Origin of the sequence: Aquisalibacillus elongatus (assembly GCF_003843875.1) — a bacterium.
Lineage (GTDB): Bacteria > Bacillota > Bacilli > Bacillales > Alkalibacillaceae > Aquisalibacillus > Aquisalibacillus elongatus.
This window is the reverse complement of sequence record NZ_RKRF01000014.1, coordinates 15,439-27,762: the sequence shown is the minus strand read 5'-3', so window position 1 is coordinate 27,762 and position 12,324 is coordinate 15,439. Positions and strand designations below refer to the sequence as shown.

Below are 12,324 nucleotides of genomic sequence, written 5' to 3'. Positions count from 1 at the left end.
CTAAAAGTAACTATATTATTTTACAAAACTGCTTACTTTTTCCTTTAATTATCAAATAAATAACCCTTTAGCATTTTCAATGTTAAAGGGGCTTATATAGTTACTCAGTTATCGTTATCATTTTTACTGCTTCTAGCTCTCCATCATATTGTTCCTCTACAAGGTCTCCTTTTAAATTTTCTCCGTTTTCACCATATTTTTCGATAGCATCTGGCCAATTAGAAGAAGAGATACTAAAATTAAGATGTAACTTATAATCTAATAAACTTCCGTCATCTGATTTGTTTTTAAATATTACGTTAAATGAACCATCTGGCTTTATAGTTACGAATTCAGACATTCCACTTCTAGAGCCACTTGGCTTATTTACTGAAACTCTTATATCAGTTCCCTCTATTAAATTACTAGTACCATTAATATAGACATAATCATCATCATATTCTAAATCTGCATCCATTCTAATATTAAGGTCGCCATAATCATTAGGTTTATCGAGTGTTGGTGTAGGTATTTCAGCTTTGGATAAAGATCCATCCTTGTTTCTTTCGTGGTATATTTCTGCGACGACTTCTTTAATATATTCATCAGAACTATAATCTTGTCGTACAAATGGACCTTCTAAACTTTCTCCAAGTTCTCCATACACATCTTGAATTTCATCTTTGCTTACCTTAGGATTCAACGTCATAACAATGTTTAAATTATCTTTGTAATCATCTGGTATTTCTTTCTGATATTTAAAACTCCCGTCACCCTCAATTGAAGCATATCCTGATGTTCCCATGAAAGTGACATTACCAATAGGTTTTTGAGCTATATGGATTCTTGCACCTTCAGGTAGATTCGTTTTCCCAGCTATTTGTAATTGGTTGTCAATGATAACTGTTTCCCCAACGATTTCCACATTCAGTGGCTCATCGCTAGAAAGTTCGTAACTAGTCGCATCTGCTTTGAATTCAAGTTCTTCATCTTTTTCATCTTCTTCGTCATTTTCTTTAACATCTTCATCTTTTTCTTCGGATTGATCTTCTTCACTTTGTTCATCATCAGATTTATTTTCTTTAACTTCTTCATTATCCTCGCTTTGTTCATTTGGTTCACCTTCATCACAACCTACGATAGCTACCATTAACAAAACTACTATTGCTAGAAAGAACTGTTTCATAAACCGTGAATCCCCCTTTAGTACTTAAGCAAATTTTCAAATTAATGGTAAAACTTATACGTTATGATACATTAAATTGTATAAACATTGAATAGTACTTTAGGCACTAATAACAAAAAAACTGCCCTAAAGTAAGTATATAACTACAATTAGGACAGCCTTTTCATTAAAAGTATTTCGTGATTAGGACACTCCATTAACGACCTTTTTTTGAACAGGTTGTTCTTCTTCTTTTGCTCGGACAAATTGTCCAGACCCGATCCACGCAGCAAGCGCGAAAATTAAGTAAATCGCTTGTGTTGCTTGTGCTCCTTGTAAGAGGATTTGAAGACCCATGCCAAGCCCTAATGATGGGATGACGATTAAAAATGTGCGAAATATACGTTCGAATCCTTTATTTAGCGGTAATGGCCAAACCTTTGAAAAACATACCCCTAACGCAACTCCTAGACTAGAAGCTACTAGCAGTTGAATCAAAACTAACGGCGTTGGGAACGGCCACTCCATAACATAATGACCCATTAAATAAAAGATTTGTAGAAACAATGTAATCCCAACTGCCCGTTGAACAGTCTTCAATGTCATCCATGGGCTCAATACATAGATTAAAAATACTACACAACCTAATACAAGTGTCCAATTCATCACGCTACCCCTTTCAATTTCTAAACTTAATTGGAATCCTCATCAATCTCAGGTGCTCGAACATTTTCAATGAGCTCTTGAATATCTTGCGGCGGCTCTTCTGTCATACGCGAGACAATGAAACTTACAATGAAGTTTAAGATCATCCCTATGACACCGACACCTTGAGCATTAATACCAAAGAAACTTTCAAGTATTGGTCCATCTGTTCCTATGATAGATTCAGATAGAATGGCACCAATCATAATTAAGGTGAAGGATAGACCAGTTAGAATACCAGCAATGGCCCCTTCTTTGTTCATCCGTTTATCAAAAATACCGAGTAAAATTACTGGGAATAAACTTGCTGCACCTAAACCAAAGGCAAGTGCTACAACCTCACCTGCGAATCCAGGCGGGCTAATACCAACATAAGCCGCAACGAGTAAAGCGATAAATAGAGTAATACGTCCAACTCGTAAACGCTGGGCTTCAGAAGCTGTTTTATTAAATATTCGATAGTAAATGTCGTGTGATACGGCACTGGTCATCGTAATTAACAAACCAGAGGCCGTCGATAAGGCGGCGGCGAGTCCACCCGCTGCGACAAGTGCAATGATAAATGGAGCTAAATTGGCTACCTCAGGTGTTGATAGGACAATAATATCCCCATCAATCATAACTTCATTGTCATCACCAGCAGTATAGTTTACCACTCCGTCTCCATTTTCATCATTGAATTTTAGCAATCCAGTCGTTTGCCATTTACTGACCCAATCAATATTTTCAACTTCTTCTACTGGTTTATCAGCGATTGTATCTATTAAATTATACTTGGCGAATGCCCCAACAGCTGGAGCTGTTAAGTATAGTAAACCAATGAATATAATCGCCCACACCGCGGACCACCTAGCCGCTCGCACACTTTTAACCGTGTAGAACCTGACAATGACGTGTGGCAAACCTGCTGTACCAGCCATCAGAGCTAATGTCATCATAAAGACATTGAGCATTGATAAATTAGTAAATGGTGCCATGTACTCTGTCATTCCAAGATCAATTTGGATTTCACCAAGCCGAGCCACAATATCATTCGTGATAAAACTCATTTGCGCAACAGGGTTTCCTGTTAATTGAGCTGAAATCGCAAATGCTGGAATTAAAAAGGCGATAATAACAACAAAATATTGAACCGCTTGCGTCCAAGTTACACCTTTCATACCACCAAGGAGCGCAAAGAAACCAACGATCGTCATTCCAATTAATACACCTACAACTATATCAACTTGTAAATAACGACTAAAAACAATTCCAACGCCACGCATTTGGCCTGAAATGTAAGTCAACGAAATGAAAATCGTCGCTATCGCCGCAACGGCGCGTGCACCATTAGAGTAAAATCGATCTCCGATAAAGTCTGGCACTGTAAACTTACCAAACTTACGTAAGTATGGGGCTAGTAGTAAAGCAAGTAATACGTAACCCCCTGTCCAACCCATTAAGTAAATCGTACCATCATAACCTAAGAAAGCCACAAGTCCAGCCATGGAAATGAATGACGCTGCTGACATCCAGTCCGCTGCAATCGCAGCACCGTTTGCGACTGTCGGAACATTTTGACCAGCCACATAGAAACTAGATGTATCACGTACACGAGACCACCAACCAATGGCTGTATAAATGATAAATGTAATAACAACTAACGTTATCGTAATCGCTTCAACACTCAATGCCTACCCCTCCTTATCATTCTTTAATAATCGAGCGTATTCTTTATCCAAACGATCCATGCGAATAGCGTAAATTAAAATCAAAGAGAAAAAGACTAATATAGACCCTTGTTGTGCAATCCAAAATGCTAATGACACGCCAAAAAATTGTATGTTAGATAGTGGTTCTGCAAATAAAATAGCGCCGCCATAAGCAACAATGGCCCAAACTGCTAATAAACCTAGAATAAAACGAATATTCTTTCGCCAATACCATCTTTGTCTTTCATCCAACGTCTTTTGTTGTTCCAACCTCTTCACCCTTTCGCAATAAGTTTTGTTAGAGCACTCTGTAAAGAAAACGCTTTCATTTTTAGAATAAAAAAATACTGAATACTCTAACTTTTGTACTCAGTATATTAAAACAATCCATATTCAATTGAATTTGTGTCTGAAATGTGACTTCACTTTTCTGAAATGTCGTATAAGTTGTTTTAAATGTTGTATCGTTTACTTTAATGGTTATTGCTGTAAAACTTCAAAAAATTCTTTGGCTGCGGTTCGACTAACTGGAATTTTTGATTTTTGAGAGTCTCGTACGACGATGTTATAAGCTCCATTAAACCATGGTGTGATTTCCTCAATAGCATCAAGATTGACTAAATAACTACGATGAGGCCGATAAAAAGGATATGCACTTAACTTCTCTTCTAATTCCTTTAATGTCATTTTCGTTTCTATAACATCATTATTTAATGTATGGATTTTAAGCGTTCGGTCGATTCTCTCAACAAAACCAATGTCACTTGGATTCAAAACGACCATTTTTTCATTCGTTGAAACGATTAACTTATCAATTTTATGCTTAGACTCTGAAGTACGATAATTCAATGCTGTACGTACTCTTTGCATGGATATATCAAAACGCTCTTGATCAAATGGTTTTAATAAATAGTCAATGGCTTGTAGTTCAAAGGCTTGTACCGCGTAATGGTCATACGCTGTTGTAAAAACAATTAATGGCTGCTGATCATTATTCTCCTCACGAATCATTTCAGCGATTTCAATCCCTGTTACGCCTGGCATGCGAATATCTAAAAATAATACATCTGGAGAATGCTCTTTATAATGAGTTAAGAGCTGGTCGCCATTTTCTGCGCTAGGGCACAAGGTGACGTCTTTTTCTTGCTCTAAAAGATACACTAACTCCTCCCGAGCTAACCGTTCATCTTCTGCAATTAATACGTTTATCATTAGATTGAACTCCTCTCCAACCCTTCGTTCGTATCATACTGAATAGGAATTAAAAATGATACAGAGCTACCTCCACCATCAAGGTTCCGACACTTCAGCTGGACATCCTCACCAAGAATGCCTTTTAACCGCTCATTTACATTATATAAAGCCGTACCATTACCATGACGATCGGTAAAAGGCTGCTTTCCAATACTTAAAAGTAATTCTTCTGGAAAACCAATCCCATTATCTTTTACTTCAATTGAGACGCTGTCTTGAATTCGAACAACATTTATTTTCACAATCCCTTTTGACTGAATTTTTTTCAAACCATGTTGAATACTATTTTCAACTAACGGTTGTAAAGTTGCTGAGGGAATTAGGACATCTAAAACATCTTGATCAATTTCCTTCTTAACTTCCAATTGATCTTGAAAACGAGCTGTTACAATGTCCAAATAAGCATTAACATGTTCAATCTCATCTCTTAATGGAATCAATGATTTACTCGCAATATTGAGGTTCGCACGCATGTACTGACTGAAACGAATTAAAATACGCCGAGCCTGTTCATGGTTCACACGCATTAATGAGTGGATAAGATTAAACGTATTAAATAAAAAGTGCGGATGGATCTGCGCTTGTAAATTACGCATTTCTGCTTCTTTTAATAATTCCTTCATTCGTTCAGCTTCAAACCCACTAAGTTGATTTGAAATAATCGTGCCTAGCCCACGAGCAAGCTCAACCTCAACGGCGCGAATTTGTTGAGAGTGTCGATAGTATAAATTTATCAACCCAATGACTTCACGCGAACGATAAACTGGAACCATAATAGCCGTCTGTAAAGGACAAGATTCATAAGGGCATTGAAGCTCACTTTTATCGTAAGCGACTTGTAATTCACCTGTTTCTAAAGCTACTTGCGATAATCTCATTTTAATTGATTCGCCAACTTGATGATGATCTTCACCTTGTCCAACAAAACTAACCACATCTTTTTGATCAGCAATCGCTATAGCTGCAACATCTAGTTCATCATATAGTAACTCCGCCAACGCTTCAGCATTTTTAGCAAGTGATGCATCCTTTAAAATCGGTAAGGCTTTTTCAGCAATTGATAACGCGCGGTTCGTCTCAATCGCAGCTTCACGTTCACTCTCTTTTAACGCCGAACGAATCATCATCGTTATAATCGCAAGTGCAATAGCATTCGTAATCACTAACGGAATTCCGATTTGATTCACAATTTCAATTCCTGTTTGTTGGTTAGGAATAAAGATCAAAATCATTCCCATATATAGAACTGGCGGGAACATCCCTATAAATAGTGCTTTATTAGGGGCGATGACACGTTCATCAGAGAAGAACTGACCTGTCCAACCCGTAATCAAACCGGCAAGTGGGTTCATAAGACTATTAGCCATCCAGGCGCCACCGCCGATAAATGCCATATAAATTCCTACAATTAATCCAGACCCCAGTCCGACATATGGTCCACCGAGTAACCCGGCGATCATGACAACAACCATTCCAAATCCAATCAATACCTGATGGTCACCAACATTTAATAGCCATGACTCAATCATGAATGTCTCGTGGTCCATAATAACGCCTGTATGCGTCCCTAAAATTCCCATTACACCAAAGACAATCGCATGATAGAACACCGTATCCCAAGCCATATCACGATCCAGTAACGAACGGAAGCCCGGAATTTGAGTCAACATAAATGCGACTAGTAATAAAAGTCCAATTCGTTCAAACAGGAGTATCATAACATCAATCATGAGGCGTAACCTCCTGCTCTCCAAAGTGAACGCGTTGCATAAAAACTTCGTCATTTGTAGCCGGCTTATGTTTGGCTACAAATGTTCCAATGACTCCACCTAAAAACCCAGAAGGAATCGACACAATGGCTGGATTACTTAATGAGATTAAACCTAAACCTTCTGAACCTATTACAATCATTAATAGTGACACAATAAAACCTGTTAGTAGTGTAGAATAAGCACCGATATGATTGAAACGCTTCCAATAAAACGTCAACATTAACAGTGGGAAAATGCTAGATGCAGCAATCGCAAACGTCATCGAAACAAGAAAAGCAACATTAACATTTTCCATACCAATTGAAAGCATAATAGAAATTAAACCAATGATGACCGCAACGTACCGAGCGACCGTCAATTGTTGTTTTTCACTTGCCTGTTGTTTTTTCCATATATGATGATAAATGTCATAAGCGAATGCTGACGTTGCCGCAAACACCAAGCCAGTTACAACCGCAATGATTGTCGCAAACGCAACGGCCATCACAAAGGCTACTAAAAAGTCTCCCCCTACGATTTCAGCTAATAATAAAGCGGCTAAATTCCCGCTCGGATCAGCCCCAGTCAGTTGGTCCCAACCGACAATCGCTATCGTCCCAACGCCTAAAATTAACGTCATTAAATAAAATAAACCGATTACCCACGTAGCTGACATGGCAGAAAGACGAGCTTCCTTAGCATTTTTGACTGTTAAGAACCTTAATAAGATATGCGGTAGACCCGAAGTCCCCAATATAAGAGATAGCGTCAGAGAAATTTTCTCGATCGAATGATTAAATAAATGCCCCGGATAGAAAAACGCATTACCGTAAGTGCTTTGGTTCTGCGCATCCACAATCAACACCGACAAATCCCAATTCACCCATGACAACACAATTAAAACCACTAATAATGAACCGCCCATTAAAAGAACGGTCTTAATGATCTGAACCCAGGATGTCGCAACCATTCCACCAAATGCAACATACAACGTCATTAAAACTCCAATAACCCAAACAGATGCCGTATAATCCACTCCAAGCAACAAACGCAACAGAAGACCTGATGCCACAAGCTGAGGAATCATATATAAAACGGAGATTAAAATCCCGCTAACCGCCACCATCAAACGAATTCCCCGCTTCGGAAAACGCTCCGTCACAACATCCGCAATCGAATACGTCCCAAGTCGCTGCACAGGCTCAGCCACCCACAACAATAACACCACATAGGATATAAGAAATCCCGTTGCGTACAAAAACCCATCATATCCATAAAAAGCAATTAAACCCGTAATCCCCAAAAATGAAGCCGCACTTATGTAGTCCCCAGCAATCGCTAATCCATTTTGAAAACCTGTTAAACTACCAGATACAACATAGAATTGGTGGGTTGTTCGACTGCGCTCCGCCGCCCAGTGCGTAATGACTAATGTACCGATTAATATAATAATGAAGAAAGAAAGATATGTCATATTCATACAAGAACGCCCCTAATCCCTAGCTTGTTGATGTGCTGCAACCTTTCGCTCTATCGATCTCATATAATACGCATAAACAAAACCAATCCCCCACGTTAAAACAAATAAAAAGAACACATACCCCCAAGCTAACGGTAAATACATCGAGTGCTGCTCAGAAATGACGCTTGATAGTAATAGAGGGAAAAATATATAGAAACTAATTAATAGGATAGAAATAGTGAAAAGAACAATCACTTTCCGCTTGATGAGCTGTTGGATGGAGAATCACTCCCTACATTAGAGTTATCTTAAATTTCCAGTTAACGTAAGGTTATTATAATGTAATTTTTGTAATTGGGTCAATATTGCGATAAATAATGCATTTTTTATTTATCGGTTTGTAAATAACATTTTGTAATAAGAAATAGCTAATCGAGTTTATACAAAAAAAGTCCCCCCGAACTTGGATGGACTTTTTTCGACATAAACACAACCTATAAAACTATAAGCTAGGATCAACTAATATTTTACTTTCACTTTTATCTACGATTAACTTTTCAAATCCACCTTCAACAATATCATCTAAGGCAATTTTACTTGTTATAACTTTTTCAGCTTTAATAGATCCTTTAGCAAGTAAATCAATTACTTCTCCAAAAATATGGTTATAACCTAGTGATGTCGAAATTGTTTTTTCACTTATTAGTTGCATAGCTGGATTATATGAAATCGGCTCAGAGAATACACTTACAATCATAAAATCACCATTAGGCTTCACGCTATCAAGAGAACTATTAAATGTTGCTTCGACCCCTGCTGCGTCATAAGCGACATCAACGCCCTTTCCAGTTAATTCTTTAATTCTCTTAACCGCATCTTCTTTTGTGGGGTCTATCACAACATCTGCTCCCATTTCTTTCGCAAGTTCACGTCGTTTTTCGCTAACCTCAACAACAATAACTTGACTCGCACCAGCTGCACGTAAAGATTCAGACAACAACAATCCAATCGGGCCTGCACCAAATACAGCTACGCGGTCACCAAACTTGAATGCACTTCTGCGGATTGCATGTACTACGACTGCCGTCGGTTCCACTAATGCCGCTAAATCATAACTTAATTCATCAGGTAGTTCAAATACTTTAGATTGGTCCACTACTACATACTTAGCAAAACCTCCATTTTCATGAAGACCATAAGACTTCATGTTAACACACGTATTATAATTACCTGATTGACAAGATGAACATTCTCCACAACCCCAAATTGGCTCAACGGCAACTCTACTACCTACTGTTACAGAACCAACACCTGCACCAACTTCTACAACTTCTCCAGAGAATTCGTGACCCAAAACCATTTGATTAGCTGTCACAAACGTTTTATGAGAATATTCATGTAGGTCAGTTCCACAAATCCCAGCATACTTAACTTTAATTTTAACAGTTTGATCTGTGACTTGAGGTGTTTGAATCTCTTCTACTTTTGCATTTTTTGAATCATATAATACTAATGCTTTCATGATATTTTCCCCCTTTAAATTTTATCTCACTGTTGCTTGTCCACCATCAACTGGTAGCAACTGACCTGTTATAAACTTAGATGCATCACTTGCTAAGAAAACCATAACTGGTCCTAAATCATCATCTGGATCTCCATATTTACCACCTAAAGGAATTTCCTGCTTATTAGCAGCGTCCATAGCTTCTAGTTGTTCATCCGTTAGTTGTGAGCGCGCTTCTTGGTACATAGGCGTATCAATAGCTGGAAGAATTGAATTTACACGAATGCCCTCAGGCCCCCACTCTGCAGCAATGCTTCTTGACCAAGACATAACTGCACCTTTTGAAGCTGAGTATAATGTTGCACCTGCCTCTTTTCTTAAACCAGATATGGAACCAAAATTAATAATTGAACCTTTTCCATTTTCACGCATTAATTTATAAGCCTCTTGATTGGTCACAATTGTACCTTTGATATTAATATTGGTTAAGAAATCATAGTCCTCATCTGTGATTTCAGCAGCTGGAATTGAGCGTTGTACAGCTGCAACATGAGCTAAAACATCTAAGCCGCCAAATTCATTACCTACCTTTGCAAAAACTTCTCTGACTTCTTCACTATTAGATAAATCACAGTGATAATATGTCGCTTCACCTGGTCCCTCAGCATTTGCTTGCTTAACTACTTCATCTCCAAGTTCATCCAAAATATCTAGTGATGCAACCTTCGCACCTGCTTTAACATAAGAACGAACCGTAGCCGCACCCATTCCACGTGATCCGCCTGTGACAATAATTCGTTTCCCTTTTAATTCCATGATTATTCTCCTCTCTTTTTTGTATCCGTTTACATATTCAGAATAGCATTCATATTTGTCGATTGTCGACAATATTGCTTAATTTAAAAAGAGGCTACCTTGCACCTTCCTCAATAGCCCGCTGCACATGAACTTTAGCTTTAGCACAATCATTTTGTAATATCGCTGTTGCGAATGAAGACAATTCTTTATAAAAAGATACTTTTGTTTCTTTATTCATCTGCACTTGAGCAAATACACTTAGAATATGATTTGCTTCATCATAAAAGCGGATTAAAGCTTTGTTATCGGTTAAAAATATTATGTAACGAAATAATTGCTCTGACCTTAACTGAAAATCTACCAATTCATTTGAATTATATGCCTCTTCTACTTCTTTAAAAAGACCTCGAAACTCTTTTTGGTTTGCTTCTGTCCATCTCTCGCTCGATTGATCTATACCAAATCCAATTAAATGAACAGTCGTTTTTAAATAATCATCAATCTCTTTTTGTGTAAAGGACTTAACAACACTTCCTCTACGCGGAATGCGCTCTACAATCCCATCTACTTGAAGCAAATATAAAGCCTCTCGGACTGGTGCCCTACTTGTATTCAAAGTTTTTGATATTTCTTCTTCAACAATCTTATCACCCGACTGTAGCTTTCCTTCAATAATTAACTTTAAAATATGACGATAAATCTGTTTCGCTAATGACTCACCAAACGGATTCGTCTCATTACCTTGTTCTTTATACATATCAAACTCTCCATTACTATTCATTCTAGACTGAGTATAACATAAGATAAAACTAACATAGATTCCGTCTACTTTGAGTGAAGTAATATCTTAAACAATAATTCTTGAATATGAAAGCATTACCTTTTCATCTTTATATAAGGTCGAAGCAAAAAGCTTGCAACTTTTAACGGATTAATAGTATTAGTTTGGAATAATTTTTCACCCCAATAACCTTGAAGTGAGTGAATTATTCGATCCAATCCTTTATTAGATAATTGTTCCATGGTTCTTCTTAAAACTAAAGAGTCTTCATAGCTCTCCCGAAGTGGTTTCATTAACTCCTCATATTTTCCCAATCCGCACAAATCATAGGCCGCAAAAACCCCGCTTAATATAGACGCATACTGTCCAAAGCCCATAAAAGGCATCGTAGTCCCAAAACAATTTCCAACGTAAAACGTATTTCCAATTCGAGCTGTTTGACAAATACCAATTGGATAATGGGTGATTTGGAATTGATCGGTAATTCGTATATCCTGCTCAAATTCAGAACGTACCTTTTCGTAAAATAAATCCCAAAGGCGATCGAGATTTATATCCGCATTTTCAGGTAAATCTGGAATGGCCAAAGAAATATTTGCTTCATGATCTGAATACGGAATAAAATAGCAATAACCAAAAGGAGCAATGTCATAATCTAGCCAGGCCTTCACCACATAGCGGTCAAAACTTCCTTCGATTGTCGCCCCTCTTATCGTGACCGTTAAATCTTCTCTGAAATTTCTGGTCATCTTAGCATAATCACCATCTCCGGTTGCCACAACCACGTGTGAATAGTGACTTAGTAATTCTTCATAGGTTTCCTCTGAGTTATAATGGATAGTGGATTGGGTTTGTTGTTCAAGCTGTGATTCAAACGAATCCTGCTCTCTGCCCCGAACATTTGCAAATCCTAAATCCCCCTCTATAACCGCTTTTTCATTTTTTGAAATCAGTTCCATTTTCTGAATATTAGAAGTAGGTTTAAGGTAAATCCCATATTCCTCTGACAACTTTTCAATATTATCATGTACGGGTTTATCAAAAATAGATAAAATAACCTCACCGTTAACAAATCGGTCTCCTACTTTGCTTCTTTTCTCAAAAATCGTAGGGTTAATTCCGTTTTTTTCGAGCGTAATGGCACATGCTAAACCTGAAAGTCCGGCACCCATAATCGCAATATCCATTTATATTCACCACCTAATTTATTCATCTATCCAATAGTTTTCCCTTA

12 protein-coding genes are annotated in these 12,324 nt (G+C 37.7%); all 12 read right to left on the bottom strand.

All coding sequences use genetic code 11. The features are described 5' to 3' along the window. Positions 1-100 precede the first annotated feature (100 nt). The gene (locus EDC24_RS14070; RefSeq protein WP_124223674.1) at positions 101-1,165 is read right to left on the bottom strand and encodes a hypothetical protein; all 1,065 of its coding nucleotides are present in this window, start codon (positions 1,163-1,165) and stop codon (positions 101-103) included. Between the two features lie 183 nt (positions 1,166-1,348). Then, positions 1,349-1,810: a hypothetical protein gene (locus EDC24_RS14065; protein WP_124223673.1), complete on the bottom strand. Its 462-nt coding sequence runs from the start codon at positions 1,808-1,810 to the stop codon at positions 1,349-1,351. A 26-nt stretch (positions 1,811-1,836) separates the two neighbouring features. After that, positions 1,837-3,519, bottom strand: a complete 1,683-nt coding sequence (locus EDC24_RS14060) for a sodium:solute symporter family protein (RefSeq protein WP_124223671.1) — start codon at positions 3,517-3,519, stop codon at positions 1,837-1,839. 3 nt (positions 3,520-3,522) lie between these two features. After that, positions 3,523-3,819 (bottom strand): DUF4212 domain-containing protein, encoded by a 297-nt coding sequence (locus EDC24_RS14055; RefSeq protein ID WP_425455193.1) that lies wholly within the window; start codon positions 3,817-3,819, stop codon positions 3,523-3,525. Positions 3,820-4,020: 201 nt separating this feature from the next. Beyond that, a complete protein-coding gene (locus tag EDC24_RS14050; RefSeq protein WP_124223669.1) occupies positions 4,021-4,752 on the bottom strand; it encodes a LytR/AlgR family response regulator transcription factor in 732 nt (243 codons plus the stop codon). Then, complete coding sequence (locus EDC24_RS14045) at positions 4,752-6,524, bottom strand: LytS/YhcK type 5TM receptor domain-containing protein (RefSeq protein ID WP_124223667.1); 1,773 nt, start codon at positions 6,522-6,524, stop codon at positions 4,752-4,754. Before EDC24_RS14045 ends, EDC24_RS14050 begins: the two co-directional genes overlap by 1 nt. Beyond that, positions 6,517-8,025 (bottom strand): solute symporter family protein, encoded by a 1,509-nt coding sequence (locus tag EDC24_RS14040; protein ID WP_124223666.1) that lies wholly within the window; start codon positions 8,023-8,025, stop codon positions 6,517-6,519. Before EDC24_RS14040 ends, EDC24_RS14045 begins: the two co-directional genes overlap by 8 nt. Positions 8,026-8,037: 12 nt before the next feature. Then, the gene (locus tag EDC24_RS15445; protein WP_281274532.1) at positions 8,038-8,169 is read right to left on the bottom strand and encodes a hypothetical protein; all 132 of its coding nucleotides are present in this window, start codon (positions 8,167-8,169) and stop codon (positions 8,038-8,040) included. A gap of 340 nt (positions 8,170-8,509) precedes the next feature. Beyond that, positions 8,510-9,529, bottom strand: coding sequence for a 2,3-butanediol dehydrogenase (locus EDC24_RS14035; RefSeq protein ID WP_124223664.1), 1,020 nt, complete (start codon positions 9,527-9,529; stop codon positions 8,510-8,512). A 21-nt stretch (positions 9,530-9,550) separates the two neighbouring features. Further along, complete coding sequence (locus EDC24_RS14030; RefSeq protein ID WP_124223663.1) at positions 9,551-10,327, bottom strand: SDR family NAD(P)-dependent oxidoreductase; 777 nt, start codon at positions 10,325-10,327, stop codon at positions 9,551-9,553. Between the two features lie 94 nt (positions 10,328-10,421). Next, complete coding sequence (locus EDC24_RS14025; protein ID WP_170158604.1) at positions 10,422-11,066, bottom strand: GntR family transcriptional regulator; 645 nt, start codon at positions 11,064-11,066, stop codon at positions 10,422-10,424. Positions 11,067-11,185: 119 nt separating this feature from the next. Next, entirely contained in the window at positions 11,186-12,277 is a 1,092-nt protein-coding gene (locus EDC24_RS14020) for an NAD(P)/FAD-dependent oxidoreductase (RefSeq protein WP_124223659.1), read from the bottom strand. Between the last annotated feature and the right edge of the window lie 47 nt (positions 12,278-12,324).

Bases quoted from the DNA above. Each gene is read 5' to 3' on its own strand.
- EDC24_RS14070 (WP_124223674.1), bottom strand. From the start codon at position 1,165: ATGAAACAGTTCTTTCTAGCAATAGTAGTTTTGTTAATGGTAGCTATC.
- EDC24_RS14065 (WP_124223673.1), bottom strand. From the start codon at position 1,810: ATGAATTGGACACTTGTATTAGGTTGTGTAGTATTTTTAATCTATGTA.
- EDC24_RS14050 (WP_124223669.1), bottom strand. From the start codon at position 4,752: ATGATAAACGTATTAATTGCAGAAGATGAACGGTTAGCTCGGGAGGAG.
- EDC24_RS14045 (WP_124223667.1), bottom strand. From the start codon at position 6,524: ATGATTGATGTTATGATACTCCTGTTTGAACGAATTGGACTTTTATTA.
- EDC24_RS14040 (WP_124223666.1), bottom strand. From the start codon at position 8,025: ATGAATATGACATATCTTTCTTTCTTCATTATTATATTAATCGGTACA.
- EDC24_RS15445 (WP_281274532.1), bottom strand. From the start codon at position 8,169: ATGTATTTACCGTTAGCTTGGGGGTATGTGTTCTTTTTATTTGTTTTA.
- EDC24_RS14035 (WP_124223664.1), bottom strand. From the start codon at position 9,529: ATGAAAGCATTAGTATTATATGATTCAAAAAATGCAAAAGTAGAAGAG.
- EDC24_RS14030 (WP_124223663.1), bottom strand. From the start codon at position 10,327: ATGGAATTAAAAGGGAAACGAATTATTGTCACAGGCGGATCACGTGGA.
- EDC24_RS14025 (WP_170158604.1), bottom strand. From the start codon at position 11,066: ATGTATAAAGAACAAGGTAATGAGACGAATCCGTTTGGTGAGTCATTA.
- EDC24_RS14020 (WP_124223659.1), bottom strand. From the start codon at position 12,277: ATGGATATTGCGATTATGGGTGCCGGACTTTCAGGTTTAGCATGTGCC.